This window comes from Streptomyces sp. NBC_00483 (assembly GCF_036013745.1).
GTDB lineage: Bacteria > Actinomycetota > Actinomycetes > Streptomycetales > Streptomycetaceae > Streptomyces.
The window spans coordinates 10,113,414-10,131,584 of the sequence record NZ_CP107880.1 but is presented as its reverse complement, the minus strand read 5'-3'; the positions used below and the strand labels follow the sequence as shown (position 1 = coordinate 10,131,584).

Annotated in this window: 14 protein-coding genes; 7 read left to right on the top strand and 7 right to left on the bottom strand. The window is 72.7% G+C overall.

What is annotated here, in order from left to right; all coding sequences use genetic code 11:
• Positions 1-3 precede the first annotated feature (3 nt).
• Positions 4-1,296, bottom strand: coding sequence for an FAD-dependent oxidoreductase (locus OHA73_RS45235; RefSeq protein ID WP_327658355.1), 1,293 nt, complete (start codon positions 1,294-1,296; stop codon positions 4-6).
• A 168-nt stretch (positions 1,297-1,464) separates the two neighbouring features.
• Entirely contained in the window at positions 1,465-2,421 is a 957-nt protein-coding gene (locus tag OHA73_RS45230; protein WP_327658354.1) for a LysR family transcriptional regulator, read from the bottom strand.
• A gap of 208 nt (positions 2,422-2,629) precedes the next feature.
• Here OHA73_RS45230 and OHA73_RS45225 point away from each other — a divergent pair, with 208 nt between their 5' ends.
• On the top strand, positions 2,630-5,803 hold the full coding sequence (locus OHA73_RS45225; protein WP_327658353.1) for an amidohydrolase family protein: 3,174 nt from the start codon (positions 2,630-2,632) through the stop codon (positions 5,801-5,803).
• A 7-nt stretch (positions 5,804-5,810) separates the two neighbouring features.
• Here the strand turns inward: OHA73_RS45225 and OHA73_RS45220 are convergent, their stop codons facing one another.
• Both OHA73_RS45220 and OHA73_RS45215 read right to left on the bottom strand, forming a co-directional pair.
• Positions 5,811-6,326, bottom strand: a complete 516-nt coding sequence (locus OHA73_RS45220; RefSeq protein WP_327658352.1) for a putative immunity protein — start codon at positions 6,324-6,326, stop codon at positions 5,811-5,813.
• A 9-nt stretch (positions 6,327-6,335) separates the two neighbouring features.
• Entirely contained in the window at positions 6,336-6,713 is a 378-nt protein-coding gene (locus tag OHA73_RS45215; protein WP_327658351.1) for a MerR family transcriptional regulator, read from the bottom strand.
• Between the two features lie 72 nt (positions 6,714-6,785).
• Between OHA73_RS45215 and OHA73_RS45210 the strand changes: the two genes are divergently transcribed.
• Entirely contained in the window at positions 6,786-7,760 is a 975-nt protein-coding gene (locus OHA73_RS45210; RefSeq protein WP_327658350.1) for an alpha/beta hydrolase family protein, read from the top strand.
• A 34-nt stretch (positions 7,761-7,794) separates the two neighbouring features.
• Here the strand turns inward: OHA73_RS45210 and OHA73_RS45205 are convergent, their stop codons facing one another.
• On the bottom strand, positions 7,795-9,267 hold the full coding sequence (locus tag OHA73_RS45205; protein ID WP_327658349.1) for an amidase: 1,473 nt from the start codon (positions 9,265-9,267) through the stop codon (positions 7,795-7,797).
• Complete coding sequence (locus OHA73_RS45200) at positions 9,264-10,271, bottom strand: D-2-hydroxyacid dehydrogenase (protein WP_327658348.1); 1,008 nt, start codon at positions 10,269-10,271, stop codon at positions 9,264-9,266. Before OHA73_RS45200 ends, OHA73_RS45205 begins: the two co-directional genes overlap by 4 nt.
• Positions 10,272-10,642: 371 nt before the next feature.
• On the opposite strand from OHA73_RS45200, the gene OHA73_RS45195 reads away from it, so the two are divergent.
• From OHA73_RS45195 to OHA73_RS45175, 5 genes are all read left to right on the top strand, one after another.
• Complete coding sequence (locus tag OHA73_RS45195; protein WP_327658347.1) at positions 10,643-11,545, top strand: maleate cis-trans isomerase family protein; 903 nt, start codon at positions 10,643-10,645, stop codon at positions 11,543-11,545.
• A gap of 121 nt (positions 11,546-11,666) precedes the next feature.
• Entirely contained in the window at positions 11,667-12,437 is a 771-nt protein-coding gene (locus OHA73_RS45190) for a maleate cis-trans isomerase family protein (RefSeq protein ID WP_266725331.1), read from the top strand.
• 36 nt (positions 12,438-12,473) lie between these two features.
• Positions 12,474-13,172, top strand: a complete 699-nt coding sequence (locus OHA73_RS45185) for a GntR family transcriptional regulator (protein WP_266725329.1) — start codon at positions 12,474-12,476, stop codon at positions 13,170-13,172.
• Positions 13,173-13,438: 266 nt separating this feature from the next.
• A complete protein-coding gene (locus tag OHA73_RS45180) occupies positions 13,439-15,781 on the top strand; it encodes a DHA2 family efflux MFS transporter permease subunit (protein ID WP_327658346.1) in 2,343 nt (780 codons plus the stop codon).
• Positions 15,782-15,897: 116 nt separating this feature from the next.
• Complete coding sequence (locus OHA73_RS45175) at positions 15,898-16,881, top strand: Lrp/AsnC family transcriptional regulator (protein WP_266725325.1); 984 nt, start codon at positions 15,898-15,900, stop codon at positions 16,879-16,881.
• Here OHA73_RS45175 and OHA73_RS45170 read toward each other — a convergent pair.
• Entirely contained in the window at positions 16,859-18,136 is a 1,278-nt protein-coding gene (locus OHA73_RS45170; RefSeq protein WP_327658345.1) for an MFS transporter, read from the bottom strand. The two genes, OHA73_RS45175 and OHA73_RS45170, sit on opposite strands and share 23 nt — an antisense overlap.
• Positions 18,137-18,171: the final 35 nt, after the last annotated feature.

Below are 18,171 nucleotides of genomic sequence, written 5' to 3'. Positions count from 1 at the left end.
CCCTCAGTCGTCGACGTTGGCGGCAAGGCGGGTGCGCAGGGCGGAGAGGTCGATGGCGTGCACGCTGCCGTCGGGCCCGGCGAGGTCCAGGGCGTGCGCGGCGCCCGCGCCCATCGCCGCGCAGGGGCCCATGACGCGGACGCTGGACAGCGCGGCGGCGTCGCCGTCGGCGCAGCGCCCCGCGGCGGCGAGGTTGTCGCAGTCGGGCGAGAGCAGGGAGCGCAGCGGCACGTAGTGGACGTGGTCGGGTCCGAAGGTCTCCCAGACGTATCCGTCGGCGCGGTCGTGCAGTTCGACGGGCCAGGCGGTGCGGGCGACGGCGTCGTCGAAGCGGGTGCCGGCGCGGACCTCGTCGAGGGACAGCTGGTGGACGCCCTTGATCCAGCGGGTCTGGCGCCGCCCGGGGAAGCCGTACGAGCGGACCTTCGCCCTGCCGAACGCCTTGGGGAACTCGGCGCGCAGGAACTCCACCACGCGGTCGGCCTGTTCGCGCCCGTCGAGTTGGGCGGACGACGCCTCGACCGGGTCGAGCGGGGCGGGGACGTGGGTCATGTTCAGTACGGCGGTGCCTCGGCCGGGGAAGAAGAACGCGAGGCCGTCGCGGCGGATCAGGCCCCAGTCGGCGGCCTGGCCGTGGACGCGCTCGGCGAGTTCCTCGCGGCCCGGCTTGTGTTCCTCGTCGAGGTGCTCCAGGACGATCTGCTGCGAGCCGTAGATCGTGCGCTCCGGAACCCGGCAGGGCAGTCCGGCCTCCCAGGCGAGGGCGGCGTCGCCGCTGGCGTCGACGAAGCCGGGGGCGGCGACGCGTACGGGGCCGTAACGGGTCGCGAAGGAAGCGGCGTTGATGCGCCGGCCTTCGCGTTCGACGCCGGTGAGCGAGGCTCCGAGCACGACGCGGATGCCGAGTTCGCGGATGCGCCGCTCCACCCACCGGCCGAGGGCCACCTCGTCGTAGCTGACGGTCATGGTGTGGCTGCGGTTGTGGTGCAGATCGCCGGAGGCTCCCAGGTCGGCGAAGATCCCGTCGAAGATGCCGTGGGTGAGCTGCCGGTAGTCCGGGCCGTTGCCGTACACGCCGCAGAACAGGCCGATCAGCGAGTTGACCATCTGCCCGCCGAGCACGGGCAGGCTGTCGACGAGGACGACGTCGCGGCCGAGCCTGGCGCTCTCCACGGCGGCCGAGACGCCGGCGACACCCGCCCCGACCACGCAGACATCGGCGTCGAGGTCGTGTCGGGCGGCGCCCGCGGGCCTGGTCACGGTGCGGACCTTCAGCTCGGTCAGGGCATGGGGCATGGAGGTCTCCCGGTGCGAGGGGGTGCGGGTGTGCGGCCTGGTGTGCGATGCAGGTGTGTGGTGCGGGTGTGTGTGGTTCCCACCGCTCCTGCGCACCGTAGGGAGCACCCGTCGCCGGGGGGAATGCCCAGGTCAATAGAGCGTTCGACTGGCCACCATCAACGGCGTTTATGGTGCGATGCCGGCTGCCGCCCGGACCACGAGGTCGCGCAGCCAGCTGTGTGCGGGGTCCTCGTCGTGGCTCGCGTCCCACCACAGGTGTTCGTCCAACGGGTCGAGCGGGACCGGGCAGTTCAGTGTGCGCAGGCCGTGCACGGAGGTCAGCGGCGCGGCGAGGCGCTCGGGCACGAGGGCCACCCTGCGGGTCCCCGCGACGAAGTCGGGCACGGCGCGGTAGCTCTCCACGCGGACGGCGATCCGCGGCCGGATACCGAGGGCGGTCAGCTGCCGGGTCGCCGGGGCGGCCGACGGATAGCCGTCGTCGCGGTGGTACGGCACGACCCACGGCTGCCGCGCCAGGTCCTCGATGCCGAACGCCCCGGCCTCGCACAGCGGGTTGCCCGCGGAGACCAGGCAGACCCAGCGGTCGGTGAAGAGCGGGACGGAGGCCACGCCCGGAGTGCGGAAGTGGCCGAGGGGCGGCGAGACCATGCCGTCGACGAGCCGGATGGTCTCTCCTGCGCCGCTGCCGATGGTCTCCCTGACGAGTTGCAGATGCAGCGCCGCGTGCGGCGCCTCCCGGTCGAAAAGGCGGGACAGCGCGGGGCCCAGGACGCTCGCCGGGTAGTCGGCCATGAGGAGCGTGAACTCCCGTTCCGTGGTGGCCGGATCGAAGGCTCGGCCGGTCGCGAAGAGCCGCTCGGCCGCCGCGCACACCGCCTCGGCCTGCCCGGCCAACTGCGCGGCGAGCGGCGTCAGCACGTAGGAGCCCTGGACCCGCACGAGCAGTTCGTCCCCGAAGTGCCGGCGCAGCCGGGACAGCGTGGCGCTGACGGCGGGCTGGGTGACGCCCAGCTGCCGGGCGGCGCGGGTGACGTTGCGCTCGCGCAGCAGCGCACGGAGGGTCACCAACAGGTTGAGGTCGAGGTTGGCGAGGTGCGCGGGGACCGGCTGACGGTGGCTCATGGGCGCCGTATTGTGCCGTAGCGATCCCGCCGGGTCACCAGGGCTTCCGCCCGACGGAAGGCTTTTCGGGGCCGGGTTCGCCGCTACGTGGAGCCGCGGCGGCAGCGCATTACTTTCACGTCACATCTACCGCGCGTGCGGACGCTGTGACGCGCGGTGTGCATAGCCTCCCGTCAACTGTTGCTGATCTTCGGGAGGTTGGACGACTGTGGCTTTCACACGCCGTGCTTTCGTCAAGCGGAGCGGCCTCGTCGCCGCCGGGACCGCGCTGGTCGGGTCGGGCGGCGCGGTGGCGTCCGCGTCGGGTGCGGCGGCCGCCGGGAGACGCGCGGCGGTCACGGTGACCGGGATGACCAACGGCTCGGCCGCGCTGTCGCCCGACGGCGGCACCGTCGTGTTCGACCTGCTCAATACGTTGTGGACGGTGCCGGCCGAGGGCGGCGACGCCGAGCGGCTGACCGGCGGCGCGCTGGAGGCCGTCGAGCCGGACTACTCGCCCGACGGCCGGCACATCGTGTTCTCCGCCTACACCGACGGTGGCTTCCATCTGTGGGTCGTCGGTGCCGATGGGCACGGACTGCGTCAACTCACCGACGGTGGCGACGATCACCGCGAGCCCTGCTGGTCCCCCGACGGCACGCGCATCGCCTGCGCCGTCGAGACCGGCAGCCGCTATGCCGTCCACGTACTGTCCGCCGAAGGCGGCGAGCGCCGGGTCTGGACCGATGGCAGCGCACAGGAGGCGCAGCCCGCCTGGGCCCCCGACGGCAAGTCCATCGTGTTCACCTCCGGCAAGGACAGCGCGCCGCAGACGATCGAGCGGGTCGAGGCCGACGGCAGCCGCAAGGTCCTCGCGAAGGTGGACTCCGGCTTCGTCGCGGGCCCTTCCCTCTCCCCCGACGGCGGGCGGCTCGCCTACGTGCACCTGACCAGCGCCGGAACCTCCGTCGTCGTGGACGGCGACGCGGTCTCCGGCGCGGACGAGGACGTCTTCCCGTTGCCGGTGCGTTGGGTCGGCGCGGACGAGCTGCTGTACACGGCGGACGGGAAGATCCGGCGCCGCTCGCTCGGCACGCAGGCGGTGAAGGACATTCCGTTCACGGCCGACGTGCAGGTGCCCACCGTCGAGGAGCGCCCCACGGCCAGGGACTTCGACTCCACCGCCGCCCGGCCCGTGCGCGGCATCGTCGGACCCGAACTCGCCCCGGACGGCAAGCGCGTGGCGTTCGCCGCGCTCGGTGACATCTGGGTGATGCGCCGCGGCGGCCGGCCCCGGGCGGTGGTCTCCGACGGACACCACAACACGTCGCCGACCTGGTCCCCCGACGGGGACTCCCTCGTGTACGTCAGTGACCGCTCCGGCACACAGGAACTGTGGCGGTGCACCCTTGCCGACGGCGGGACCCGGCGCCTGACCGACGTGGGCGGCGCGACGCTGCCCACGTTCAGCCACGACGGGTCGGCCGTCGCCTTCGTCGCCGACTCCAGCGTGCACACCCTGGATGTGGAGAGCGGCGCCGTCCGCAAGGTCGTCGGACCGCTCAACGCGCCCGGCCGCCCCTCCTTCACCGCCGACGGCAGCCGCGTCTCGCTGGCGGCGCTCGCGCCCGTCACCCCGCGCTTCAGGGAGGGCCACAACCGCGTCCTCACCGTCGAACTCGCCACCGGCGAGGCGCGTTACAGCGATCCCGTTCCTGGTTCCTCGCTGGGCAATCGGGAGTACGCGGGCCCGGTGTACTCCCCCGACGGCAAGCACCTGGCCTGCGTCGTGGACGGCACCCTGCGCGTGGTGCCGGTGGACGCGGCCGGGCTGCCCGCGGGCAAGGCCCGCACCGTCAACAGCGAGAGCGCCGACTTCCCCTCCTTCAGCGGCGACGCACGCTCACTCCTGTACCTGTCGGCGGGCCGGCTGCGGATCGCGGACGCGCGCGGCGGACACGGCGCCGCGGTCCCCCTGGACCTGACGTGGCGTCCGGCGAAGCCGACCGGGCGCACGGTGGTGCGCGTCGGCGCGCTGTGGGACGGCACCGGGTCCCGGCTTCGCCGCGACGTCGAGATCGTCCTCGACGGCGACCGTATCGCCGCGGTCCAAGAGGCCGGCACGACGGCCGTCCGTTCCGGGGACAAGGTGGTGAAGGCGGGTGAACTGACCGCGATACCCGGCATGATCGCCGCGCACGAGCACGGTCCGTGGGAGCTGGACGCGACGTCCCGGCTGTGGCTGGCGTTCGGCATCACCTCGGTGCGCTCGCCCGGCAGCGGCCACTACCACCTGGTGGAGGCGAAGGAGGCCGTGGAGTCCGGGCGGCGGGTCGGGCCCCGGGTCTTCACGGCCGGCGAGCTGATCGACGGCTCCCGGGTGTACTACTCCTCCGCGCGCCCCGTGACCGACCGCGAGCAGCTGCGGCGCGAGCTGGACAAGCACGAGGCGCTCGGGCACGACCTGGTGAAGACGTACGTCAGGCTGCCGTACGACATGCAGGCGGAGGCCATCGCCGGCGCCCACCGGCTCGGCCTGCCCGCCACCTCGCACTACCTGTTCGGGCCGCTGGCTCTCGGGGCCGACGGCGCCGAACACGTGGGCGGCACCAGCCGCTACGGCCGCCGCCAGAAGGAGACCCACCTCGGGCACTCCTACGACGACGTCACGGCTCCACTCATCGCGTCCGGCATGGCCTTCACCCCGACGCTCGGCCTTTCCGGACTCGGCCTGTCGTCGGTGCGGGCGGCGCTGTACCGGTACGCCGGGTGGGCCTTGGACGACGCGCGTCTGAAGGCGCTGCTGCCCACGGAGTCGTACGACGAGTTCCGCGACGGCGTGCGGGCCGCGCAGGCCGAGGAGCCCACGGCCGAACTGGGTTTCGTGTCCCGGCACGGGGCGACCGTACGGCGCCTGATCGAGGGCGGGGCGCACGTCCATGTCGGCACGGACAGCCCCTTGGTGCCTCCGGCGGTCTACTACCACCTCAATGTGCAGGCCATGGTCCGCTACGGGGTCTCCCCCGCCGACGCCCTGCGCTCGGCGACCGCGGAGGGCGCCCGCACTCTGGGGGCGACGGCGCATCTGGGCACGATCGAGCCGGGCAAGTTGGCCGACCTGGTGCTGGTGGAGGGCGATCCGCTGAAGGACGTCACCGCCGCGGCGGCGGTCCGCACGGTGGTCGCCGGGGGCGTGGTGCACGACGTGTCCGACCTGGTCGCGGACGGGGCGCCTGCCTCGGCGAAGAGTGCGAAGAGTGCGAAGAGCACGGAGGATTCGGACGGTGCGGCCACCTCGTCGTCGGTGCTGCGCAGCGCCTCCGCCGAGGACGTGCCGCAGGGCCCCGTCCTCGAACGGTACTGGTGGCACCGGCCCGAGCACGCGGTGCACAGCTGCTGTTGACGCGGCGTCAGCAGTCGAAGACCGACCAGCAGATGTCGTTGCGCAGGCGTTGGTCGTCCAGGACGAGTGCGCGGATGGCGTCCGGGAGCCGGTCGCGCTGCCATCGGCACTCGTCCCGGCCCGCCTTCTCGGCCTCGTCCTTGGGCGCCGCCGCGCGAACGGCCTTGATGGCGTAGGCAGCCGCGCCCAGCTCATGCGCGGCGACGTGCGCGACCACGGCGGCCTGTCCCGCGGCGAACGCCGCGTGGCGGGCCGGCCCGCTCAGCACCCGGGCGGCGGCCATCGCGTGGCCGCCCGCCGACCGGGAGTCCGACATCCTGATCTCGCCGCGCGTCCACGCACGGACCTGTTCGACGGCCTGGCGAGGCCGTGGGTCGGCCGGCTCCACGGCCTCGAACAGCGGCAGTACATGCTCGGCACAGTCGGCAGCCCACAGGGCCAGGAGGTGATGGTCGTCGTCCGTGAGCGTCCCTCCGCGGCGCAGCGTGATGAAGCGGGGGTCGCGGATCTGGGGAAGGATCACGGGCTCACATTACGGCGCCGATCCGCGGCAGGACCGGCCGGTGCGGAGGTTCTTCGTGGCGCCGGCGAGGACGGAGTCGAGGCGGCTGCGGGTGGCGGCCAACTCGGCGATCTTCTGGTCGATCTGGTCCCGCTCGGTCGACAGGCGGTCGAGCAGTTCGGGCGTGGCGTTGCCGTCGACGACGCACGGCAGGAGCTCGACGATGGTGCGGCTCGACAGGCCGGCGGCGTAGAGCTGCTGGATGAGCAGGACCCGGTCGACCGCGTCCTGCGCGTACAGCCGTTGCCCGCTGGGGCTGCGCTCCGCGGCGAGCAGGTCGTGCTCTTCGTAGTAGCGCAGCGCCCGGACGCTGACGCCGGTCCTGGCGGCGAGCTCTCCGATAGGCACCCGTGCGCCTCCCTGGCCGGCCCGACGCCAGGCCTTGCCTCTGACGTAGACGTCAGGTTTTAGCGTACGCGCATGGACACCTTGGACCTCCCGGAATCCCGGGACAACGCACCCGCACCCGCACCCACGCCCATCGTCTCGGTCAAGCCGGTGGTGCTTCCTGCGCCGCACCACGACGGAGGCCTGCGCGTGCGCGTCACCGCGCCGGTGGCCGGGCGGGGCCTGCCGGTCGTTCTCCTCGCGCACGGCTTCGGCTCGTCGTTGGAGGGCTACGGGCCGCTGGCCGACCACTGGGCCGCGCACGGCTTCGTCGTCGTCCAGCCCACGCATCTCGACTCCAGGACGCTCGGCCTCGCGGCGGACGACTCGCGTGGGCCCCGGACCTGGCGGTATCGCGTCGAGGACATGAGGATCGTGCTCGATCACTTGGACGTGCTCGAAGCGGCCGTTCCCGGTCTGCGGGGCCGCTTGGATCAGAGGCGTATCGCTGTGGCCGGGCATTCCTTCGGCGGGCAGACGGCCGGCATGCTGCTCGGGCTGCGGGTCGGGGATCCGGTGACCGGGGTGGCGGAGGATCTGTCCGATCCACGCGTGCGTGCAGGCGTGCTCCTTGCCACGGCCGGGAGCGGCGGCGACTCCCTGACGCCCTACGCCGCCGAGCACCTTCCCTGGCTGCGGCACCCCGACTTCACGCGGATGAGCGCTCCCGCGCTGGTCGTCGCGGGAGACAAGGACGAGCTGCCGATGACCGTCCGGGGCGCGGACTGGACGACGGACCCGTACACGCTCGGCCCCGGTGACAAGAGCCTGTTGACCCTGTTCGGGGCCGAGCACTTCCTCGGCGGCATCTCGGGATACGAGGCCGCGGAGACGACCGACGAGAACCCCGCGCACGTCGCCCTGGTCCGGCGCGTCACGACGGCCTACCTGCGCCATGCGCTCGACCTCGGCGACGCCGACTGGGCGGCGGCCCGGACCGAACTCACCGCGGGCGCCCACCCGTTGGGCCACCTGGAATCCAAGGGCGCGCCCGGAACCCCGTCCTGACGGCGCGTGTCGGGTCTCGCCGGGGGCTTGATGTTCAGCCGACCGGCGCCGTGTCCACCACCCCGGACCCGCGCAGCGCCGCGTGCAGCACCGCCGACGCGCGCAGCACCAGCTCGTCGCCATGGCGCGCGGCGACCAGCTGCGCGCCCACCGGCAGGCCCGCGTCGGTCACGCCGCAGGGCACCGTGGAGGCCGGCTGCTGCGTGAGGTTGAAGGGGTACGTGAACGGGGTCCAGCCCGTCCACCGCTTGTGCCCGCTGCCGGCCGGCACCTCGACGCCCGCCTCGAACGCCGGGATCGGCACCGCGGGCGTGAGCAACAGGTCGTACGTCTCGTGGAAGCGCCCCATGCGCACGCCGAGCGCCATGCGCGTGTCGACGGCGCCCAGGTAGTCGAGCGCGCTCTTCGCGGCGCCCTCGCGGCACGCCTCCTGGAGCCCGGCGTCCAGTTGGGCGAACTGCTCGGCGCCCAGGTGCTCGACGACCTTGGCCGCGCCGGCGAACCACAGCGTGTGGTACGCCTCCACGGGGTCGGAGAAGCCCGGGTCGGCCTCTTCGACATCCGCCCCGAGGTCGGCCAGGAGCCGGGCCACGGCGGCGACACGCTCGGCGATCTGCGGGTCCACGGGGGCGCCCGCGAGGGTCGGGGCGTAGGCGATGCGCAGTCCGCGCAGGGAGCCGTCGGTGAGGGCCTCGGTGACGGCGGCCCGGTAGCTGCCGTGCGGGGCGTCGAGGGCCGACCAGTCGCGGCTGTCGAAGCCCGTGATGGCGTCCATCAGGAGGGCGGCGTCCTCGACGGTGCGGCTCATGGGCCCGGCGTGCGCAAGGGTGCCGAACGGGCTCGCCGGGTAGAGCGGGATCCGCCCGTACGTGGGCTTCATGCCGAAGATGCCGCAGAAGGCCGCCGGGATCCGCACCGAGCCGCCGCCGTCCGTGCCGATGGACAGCGGGGCCATGCCCGCGGCGACAGCCGACGCGCTGCCGCCCGACGAGCCGCCGGCCGTGGTCGACGGGTCCCACGGATTGCGGGTGACGCCGGTCAACGGGTTGTCGGTGACACCCTTCCAGCCGAACTCCGGCGTCGTCGTCTTGCCGACGAACACGGCGCCCTGTTCCCGCATCCGGGCGACGCACGGCGCGTCCTCGTCCCACTCGCGGTCGGCCGCGATGGACAGCGAGCCGCGCAGCGTGGGGTGGCCCTTGGTGAGCATCAGGTCCTTGATGGACGTCGGCACGCCGTCGAGGAGGCCGAGGGCCTCCCCACGCCGGCGGCGCTCCTCGCTCGCCCTCGCCTGCGCGAGCGCCTCGTCGCGGTCGACCAGACAGAACGCGTTGAGCTTGGGGTCGACGGACTCGATGCGGTCGAGCACGGAGACGGTGGCCTCGACCGGGGACAGGTCGCCGCTCTCGTAGGCGGCGAGCAGTTCGGTGGCGGTCAGCGCGTACGGCTCCTGGGGAGCGGGGGTGCTGGTGGCGGTCGCGGGGGTGGCGTCGGTCGTGCTCGTCATCGGGAGCCCTCCTCTGCTGCGGCCTGCGGGGCGTCCGCGACCGGTACGTAGCCCAGTTCCTTGTCCACGACATTGCGCAGCGGGCGGCCCGCGCGCCAGCGCGTGAAGTTGTCCGCGAAGACCTCGGCGAGGTCGTCGAGCCAGGTGTCGGTGTCGGCCGACATGTGCGGGGAGACCAGCAGGTTGGGTGCGTCCCACAGCGGGTTGTCCGCGGGCAGCGGCTCCTCCCGGAACACGTCGAGCGCCGCGCCACCCAGTTGGCCCTCTTCCAGGGCGGAGAGCAGATCCTTCTCGACGACCATCGGGCCGCGCCCCACGTTGACGAAGCGGGCGCCGCGCTTCATTCGGGCGAAGGTGGCCGCGTCGAACAGGTCCTGGGTCTGCTCGGTAAGCGGCGCCGCGCAGACCACCCAGTCGGCGCGCGTGAGCAGCGCGTCGAGCTCGTCGAAGGCGTGCACCGTGCCGACCTCGGGGTCGCCCTCCCTGCGGGTGCGTCCGACCAGGTCGGTCTCGATGCCGAGCGCGCGCAGGGTGCGCACGACGGCGCGGCCGATGGGCCCGCCGCCGAGCACGACGGCGCGCGTCCCCCAGACCCGCTGGGTGACCCGGTGCCGCCAGACGTGGTCGCGCTGCCGCTCGTAGGTGCCGGCGAAGTCCTTCGCGAGGGCGATGATCTGGCCCGCGACGTACTCGGCGATGGGCTGTTCGAAGACGCCGCGCGAATTCGTCAGGATCGCGTCCGAGTCCCGCAGGGCGGGGAACATCAGCCGGTCGACGCCGGCGCTCGCGGTGTGCACCCAGCGCGGTCCGCCGTGTTCGGGCCAGGCGCCGGGCAGCGCCTCGGTGCCGAACTCCCACACCAACAGCGCGTCGGCGTGCGGGAGTTCCGCGGCGAGACGGTCCTCGGGGATGCAGACGAGCTCGGCATGGTCGGCCACCTCCTCCAGGCCGTTCGGCCGGTGGTCGGCAAGCACCAGAACGCGGGATTTCTCGGTCTTCGGCACGGCGGTCCTTCTGGTCGCCCGACGAATGCGGCGACGATTGGAGCGGACGGTATGCGAGGTGCGGTACGAGGGTTGACCATGGAGGGACGAAGCCCCGTAAGGGCTGGGGAAGGGCCATCCCCTGGGCTGAATTCCCCGGCTCTTTACCGAGGCTTTCACCACGACGAACGAGCCGCCCCGCGTAGGGGATTGACACGCTAAGCAGCCGATCTTTACGTTGTCAACAATCTACAGGCGAACCGCGGGCCCACTCTGCTACCCGTGGACCGTCCGGCAAAACACCTCTCCCCCTCGCACCACCTGCCATTACACGTCCACCTCAGGCGTACGGACCGCTTCTCGTACGCGTGCAGCCACGAAGGGGCACTGCATTGGACATCACGACCTTCGGCGGACCCGTCCCGCAGCTCGGCATCGGCGTAGTCGCCCCGTTCGACTTCGCGCTCGATCGCGAGCTGTGGCGCTGGACCCCCGAGGAGATCTCCCTCCACCTGACCCGCACCCCGTACGTTCCCGTGGAGGTCAGCGTGGACATGGCTCGCTTGATCAGCGAGCACGAGACCCTGCACAACGCCGTCATGGCGCTCGACGCGGTACGGCCCGCGTCCTACGCGTACGCCTGCACATCCGGCAGCTTCGTCGGCGGCACCGCGCACGAACGTGCGATGTGCGTGTCCATGAGCGGCGCGGCCGGCGGCGCCCCCTCCGTCACCACATCCGGGGCGCTCCTCGAGGCCCTCGGCGAGCTGGGAGCGCGCCGCGTCAGCGTCATCACGCCGTACACCGCGTCGCTGACGGACTCGCTCGCCGACTTCTTGGGCGAGGCGGACGTGGACGTGGTCGGCCGCCAGTACATGGGCCTGACCGGGGAGATCTGGAAGGTCGGTTACCGCAACGTGGTCGAGCTGGCCCGCTCCGCGGACCTGACCAACGCCGACTGCCTCTTCATCAGCTGCACCAACCTGTCCACGTACGACGTGATCCCGCAGCTGGAGGCGGAGCTCAGGATCCCGGTGATCTCCGCGAACCAGGTCACGATGTGGTCCGCGTTGCGGCACGCGGGCGCCGACGCGGCGGGTGACTACCAGTCGCTGATCGACCCGGCGGCCCGTGCGGCGCTCGCGCCCTACCTCGGTCGGGGCATCGCTCCCCCGCCGCCCGCCGCCGCGGCGGCCGTCGTGCGGGAGGCCGCCGACTGGGAGCAGATCGCCGCGCCCGAGCCGACCGCGGCCGCTCCCCCGGACGAGCCGATCGCGGACCTCGACCTCGGCTGACCCCCTGGGCCCCGGCCCCTGAGCAGCGCCACACCCGTGGCGCTGCTGCTCTTCGTACTGTCAACAATCTACATTTGACCGGATTCCCGGTACACTGCCTGCACGAAAGGACGTCGAAAGCATGAGCGAGAAGACCACCCGAGTCGGGTTCCTGTACCCCGGATTCTCCGCAGAGGACGACTACCCGCGCCTCGAGCGGATGATCGGCGGCGGAGCCCGGCTCACGCTCGTCCACACGGACATCGGCGTGGACGCGCACCGGGTGGACGACCTCCTGGAGATGGGTTCCACGCACCGTCTCAAGGCGGCACTCGGTGAGCTGCTCGCCCAGCCGCAGGACGTGGTGATCTGGTCGTGCACCAGCGCCAGCTTCATCTTCGGCCCCGAGGGCGCCCGCAAGCAGGTCGCCGAACTCGCCGAGGCGGCGGGCCTTCCGGTCGAGCGGGCCTCCTCCACGTCCTTCGCGTTCGCGCACGCCGTCCAGGCGCTCGGGGTGCGCCGCCTGGCGATCGCCGCGACGTACCCGGACGACGTGGCGGGCTACTTCGTCCGGTTCCTTGAGCACCACGGCTCCGAGGTCGTCTCGGTGTCGGGGCAGGGCATCATCACCGCCGCCGAGGTCGGCACGCTGGGCCGCGAGCAGGTCATCGAACTGGCGCGGGACAACGACCACCCGGACGCCGAGGCGATCCTGCTGCCGGACACGGCGCTGCACAGCGCCGCCTGGCTCGACGACCTCGAGGAGGCCGTCGGCAAGCCCGTCCTGACGGCCAACCAGGTCACCGCCTGGGAAGGCCTGCGACTCGCGGGCGACGAGACGCCGCGCGAGGGCCTCGGCTCGCTGTTCCGGCTCTCCCGCACACCCCATTCCCCGACCCCCGCGACCGCCTGAGGCGGCGGCCGCGCTGATCAGAGGACCGAACTTAATATGGCCACTGCGAAAACGCTGCGACCGGTCAAGCGTGAACCCGCGGCGACCGTCATCGCCGCCCGGCTCACCGAAGCGATCATGGACGGCACCCTGGCGCCGGGCACCCAGCTCGGCGAGGCCGAGCTGGCGGGCCAGCTCGGCGTGAGCCGGGGTCCGCTGCGCGAGGCACTGCAACGCCTCGTGCAGCAGGGCATCGCCGTCAGTGCACCGCACCGCGGCGTCTTCGTGACCCGCCTCGACGAGGACGACGTGCGCGACATCTATCTGGCGCGCACCGCCATGGAGTCCGCGGCCTGCCGTCTCGTGCTGCAGCAGGACCCGCAGACCACCGCGAACCACCTGGAGAAGGTGCACCGCAGGATGGAGTCGGCGGCGCGGCGCGGCAACGAGGCGGCGCTGAGCGCCGCCGACATGGACTTCCACCAGGTGCTCGTCGAGGAGTCCGGCAGCCCGCGCCTGCAGCGCATCGCGCAGACCCTGTTCGTGGAGACGCGGATGTGCCTGTCGGTCCTCACCGACGACCACCCCGATCCGGACGCGCTGGTCGAGGAGCACGCGGAGCTGATCGAGGCGATGCGCGACGAGGACGAGGACCGCCTCCTCATGCTCCTCGACGCGCACATGCAGGACGCGGTCACCCGGCTCACGGGCGAGGCCGCGCAGGTGGCGGCCGAACCGGACGCGGTGGCGGGCTGACCCGCACCGCGCAAGAACGTCCACGGCCCCTGGCGACCTGTCGCCGGGGGCCTTTCGTGTGTCCGAAGGTTCGCGTGAAGTTCGTGTGTCCAGAAGAGGTGCGCACGCATGGCCTGCGGCTTGTCGGAAATCCGTGGATCCGGGCACCCCGGCATCGGTTTTCCGGGGTTCGGCGACCCTGGCTGGCCCCGATGCCGCCCGAGGACGGAGGGTTCACCAGGTCGGAAAGTCGAGCGCGGCGCACTGCGCCGCAGGAGAGGGGCTTCGTGAACGTGGCGACAACGGCGAACGGAACACAGGAGCGGCGGGCCGTCACCCTCGTCATGGCCTGTGTCGGGGTGTTCGTCGCCTATCTGCCGGTGACCTCCGTGTCGGTGAGTCTCCCGGCGATCCAGCGCGCGCTGGGCGCGTCCACCTCGGAGCTGTCGTGGGTGTCGGACGCGTTCGTCCTGCCGATGGCGGCGCTCATCCTGACGGCGGGCGTGTTCGGCGATGTGCACGGGCGCAAGAAGGTGTTCCAGGCGGGCCTGGCGTTCACCGCCATCGGCGCCGCGACGGCGCTGTGCGCGCAGTCGGTCGAGGTGGTGTGGGTCGGTCAGGCGCTGGCCGGGATCGGCGCGGCGGCGCTGCTGCCGACGACGCTGGCGATGATCAGCCAGGCCGTGCCCGATCCGCGTGAGCGCGGCAAGTTCGTCGGTTTGTGGGCGTCGTCCCTGATGGCGGCGCTGGCCGTCGGCCCGCTCATCTCGGGCGTGATCCTGGCCCACCAGGAGTGGCGCTGGATCTATCTGCCGTCCATACCCGTGGCGCTGATCGCCATGGCGGTCGCCGCCCGGCTTGTGACGGAGTCCCGCGCCCCGCATGCCCGGGCGCTCGACTGGCCGGGGCAGATCACCGCCACCGTCGCCATCACGGCGCTCGTGTACGGGGTGATCGAGGGTGGCGCCGGCTCCTTCACGGACACCCGCGTGCTGGTGGCGCTGGGGCTCGCCGTGGTCGGCCTGATCGCTTTCGTCGTCTTCGAGTTGCGCAGCGCCAGTCCGATGCTCGACCTGGGGCTCTTCCGCAGCGCGGGATTCAGCGCGACGAGCCTGATCGCGATGATCACCTTCATGGGGCTCATCGGGTTCTTCTTCGTGCTCAGCCTCTACTTCGGGATGGTGCAGCAGCTCGACACCCTCGACGCCGGGTACCGGCTGCTGATGGTGACCGGGGTGTGCTTCTTCGTCGGCCCGGTGGCCGGGCGTGTGATGCACCGGATCTCGCCGCGCGTGCTGATCAGCGTCGGTCTGCTGTGCGCGGCTGGCGCGCTGTTCTCCCTGACATCGCTGACCGCCGACACCTCGTTCGGCCCGATGGCCTGGCGTCTTGCCCTGCTCGGGCTCGGGATGGGTCTCGTCGTCACGCCCATGACGGCGACCGCCGTGTCCTCCGTGCCGCATCACCTGGCGGGCATGGCCGCTGCGGGCAACAACGCGCTGCGGCAGGTGGGCGGCGCGCTGGGTCCGGCGATCCTCGGCGCGCTGCTCACGTCGAAGTCCACGGGTTCGCTGGGTGAGCACCTGGCCGATGCCGGGGTCACCGGGTCCGTGGCGGAGCGGGTCGTCGGTGCGGCCGAGGCGCAGGGGCTCGGTGCGGTCGCCCAGCTGGACCTCGGGGCGGACCGGGGGCGGGCGCTCGGCGCGCTGTCCGAGTCGTTCCTCGACGGGATGCAGCTGTGCCTGATCGTGGCCGGTTCGCTGGCCGTGCTCGCGGCGCTGGTCGGTGCGGTGCTGCTGCGACGGCCCAAGTCGGCGCCTCGGACCGCACCTGCACCTGAGCCGGTCGAAGCGGTGGACGCCACCGAGCCCGCTCTGTCCGGCACCGTGCGCGACGCGGCGGGCGCGGGCCTGGCGGGTGCCGTGCTCACCCTCATCTCGCCCACGGGCCGGCAGCTCGCGCGCGCCGTCGCCGGGGCCGACGGGCACTACCGCCTGCCGGTTCCCGGGCCCGGCGCCCATGTGCTGATCACGACGGCGGACGGCCACCACCCGCACGCGACGAACCTCGTCCTCGCCGACCGTCCGACGGAGCACGACATCCTGCTGTCCGGCGCGGGCAGCATGACCGGAAAGGTCGTCGGCGCGGACGACGAGCTCCCCCTCGCCCAGGCCGTCGTCACCGTGACGGACGCCCGCGGCGACGTCCTGGCGACCGGCATCACCGACGCCTCGGGAGGCTACGTCTTCGGGGACATCGCCGAGGGCGAGATCACGATCTCCGTGACCGCCGAAGGGTTCCGGCCGACCGCCGTCGCAGCGCTGGCCGCCAAGTCCGCCACCGTCCAGCCGGACATCGCGCTCCGGCCGGGCGTCCGCCTGGAGGGTCGGATCCGTACGAAGGCGGAGCTCCGCCCGCTGTCGGACGCACGCGTGACGCTGCTGGACGCGGCCGGGAACGTGGTGGGCACCTCGACCACCGGCTCCGACGGCGCGTACGCCTTCGGCGATCTGGACGCGGGTGAGTACTCGCTGGTCGCCAGCGGGTACCCGGCCTCGACCCGGGCGGTGTCCGTGAACGGCCGCGCGGTGGAGGCACTCGACCTGGACCTGGCGCACCCGCACGGCTGAGGGGAAGCAAACGAGCCCGGGACCGCGTCACGCGGTCCCGGGCTCGTCCGTTTCCGAGGGTGCCGCGGCCCGCCGTCCTTCCGGCTCCTTTACGATCACGCGTACGCCCATCAGTCATGACCACGCCCCCGGAGCCGCACGTGCTCGACGCACTCGACCTGCAGTTGCTGCAGGCCCTGCAGCTCGACGGGCGGGCCCCGTTCAGCCGGATCGCGGCCGTCCTCGGTGTCTCGGACCAGACCGTCGCCCGCCGGTTCCGGCGGCTGCGCGGGAGCGTGGGCCTGCGGGTCCTCGGCGTCACCGACGAGGCGCTGCTCGGGCGCAGCAGCTGGCTGGTCCGGCTGCGCTGTGCGCCGGACGGGGCGGAGCAGTTGGCGGGCGCCCTTGCGCGGCGGCCCGACACGTCGTACGTGGGTCTGCTCTCCGGGGGCACGGAAGTGCTGTGCTCGATCAGGCCGCGCGGCGGGCAGGAGGACGAGCTGCTCCTGGCCCGTCTCCAGCGCACGCCGCTCGTCACGTCGGCGACCGCGCAGTGCGTTCTGCATCCCTTCTACGGCGGCCCGGTCGGCTGGCTCAACAAGATCAACGCGCTCGACGCGGAGCAGGAGGCGGCGCTGCGGGCGCCGTCCGCAGAACCGTCCGCTCCGACCCCGGTGCCCGACGAGGTCGACGAGACCCTCCTGGCCCTGCTCCGCCGGGACGGCCGGGTGGCGCTGACCGAACTCCAGGCGGCCACCGGCCAGTCGGAGTCGGTCGTCAAGCGCCGCCTGGACCGGCTGCGGTCGAGCGGCGTCCTCTACTTCGACGTACAGCACACCCACGAACTGCTCGGCCGCTCAGTGATGGCGGCGCTGTGGCTGACCGTCGCCCCGTCCGCGCTGGCCTCCGTGGGCGAGTCCCTCGCGGCGCACCCGGAGGTCCGGTTCGCCGCGGCGGTGACCGGGGTGGCCGGGGTGTTCGCCGCGACCGTGCACCGCGACACCCGCGAGCTGTACACGTACGTGAGCGAGGGCATCGGGGCGCTCTCCGGCGTGCAGTCCGTGGAGAGCGCCCTCTTCGTGCGACAGGTCAAGCAGCTCACGTACGAGCCGGGCCGGTGACCTCCCGGGTGGCACGCCCGCCGACGGTGACCAGCACGAGACAGGCGAGGGCGACGACGGCGATCGCGCCGAGCATCACCGAGTAGGGCAGCCACGCCGACAGCGTCGCGAGGACGGTGGGGAGCAGGAACCCGGAGTAGGCGAGCGTGTAGTAGATGCCGGTCAGGCCCGCGAGGTCGTCGGGTCCCGCCATCCGCTGGATCTCCAGGAGCCCGGAGACGACGGCGATGCCGTATCCGGCGCCGAGCGCGACGGCTGCGGCCGCCGCCAGCCACGGTGACAGCACGGCGGAGTTGACGGCGCACAGCACGGTGCCGAGCAGCATGACGGACATGGCCGCGACCGGCGCCCGTCCGCCGCGCGGGCCCTTTTGGCTGTCGAGCTTCTTGGCCAGTGGCTGCACGGCGGCGCCGGTGCCCAGGGTCAGGACCGTGAGCGCGGTCGCGTAGGCGAGGCCCCAGTGCCCGACCCGGTTGTCGACGAGCTGCGGCATGACGGCGTACGCCAGTCCCGCCGCGCCGAACACCCACGGCGCCATCGGGAGCACCACCCAGCGGAAGCGGCGGCGGGCGGGGGCGGGGATGCGCAGGTCGGCGGCGAGGTCACCGAGCAGCGCGCGGAGCGAGCCCGCCGCGCCGCGCACCGCGGTCCGCGTCTCCGGGATGCGCAGCAGGAGCACCGGGACCGCGGCGGTGAGCACGATGTGGACGACGTACGGCGTCACCATCGGCCAGGGGCCCCACTGGGCCAGAGCGCCGGCGACGCCCGCGCCGAGGGCGAAGCCGGCCGTCTGGCACAGGGAGGCGCGGCGCGCGGCGGCCCCGGTGTCCGCCCCGGTCGACAGTTCCTTGACCCAGCTGCTGCCGACGGCCATGGCGATGCCGACGGCGACGCCGGTCATCAGACGGCCTACGTAGATGGGCCAGGCGCTGTGTTCGCCGAAGCACAGGACGAGGCTCGCGAGGATGGAGGCGAGGGTTCCGGCGATCATCACCGGGCGTCGTCCGCGTCGGTCGGATATCGGCCCGGCGAGCAGCAGGCCGGGGACGAGTCCGACGACGTAGGCGCCGAGGAAGGCGTCGACGCTGAGTGTCGAATAGCCGCCCAGTTCGCGGTACATGAGCAGGAGCGGCGTGAACTGGTTGCCGCCCCAGCCGCAGACGAACATCGCCGCGGCGACGGTCATCCACTGGCCGGACCGGACGGGAGCAGCCGCTGGTTCGGCCGGCTGCTGGGTGGTGTGCGTGTCGAGCATGGTGAGGGCAGGGCTCTTTCAGGGGTGGGTGGTGC

Coding starts and splice junctions, on each gene's coding strand:
- OHA73_RS45185 (WP_266725329.1), top strand. CDS start 12,474: ATGGCCACTGCGAAAACGCTGCGACCGGTCAAGCGTGAACCCGCGGCG.
- OHA73_RS45175 (WP_266725325.1), top strand. CDS start 15,898: ATGACCACGCCCCCGGAGCCGCACGTGCTCGACGCACTCGACCTGCAG.
- OHA73_RS45205 (WP_327658349.1), bottom strand. CDS start 9,267: ATGACGAGCACGACCGACGCCACCCCCGCGACCGCCACCAGCACCCCC.
- OHA73_RS45170 (WP_327658345.1), bottom strand. CDS start 18,136: ATGCTCGACACGCACACCACCCAGCAGCCGGCCGAACCAGCGGCTGCT.
- OHA73_RS45230 (WP_327658354.1), bottom strand. CDS start 2,421: ATGAGCCACCGTCAGCCGGTCCCCGCGCACCTCGCCAACCTCGACCTC.
- OHA73_RS45190 (WP_266725331.1), top strand. CDS start 11,667: ATGAGCGAGAAGACCACCCGAGTCGGGTTCCTGTACCCCGGATTCTCC.
- OHA73_RS45210 (WP_327658350.1), top strand. CDS start 6,786: ATGGACACCTTGGACCTCCCGGAATCCCGGGACAACGCACCCGCACCC.
- OHA73_RS45235 (WP_327658355.1), bottom strand. CDS start 1,296: ATGCCCCATGCCCTGACCGAGCTGAAGGTCCGCACCGTGACCAGGCCC.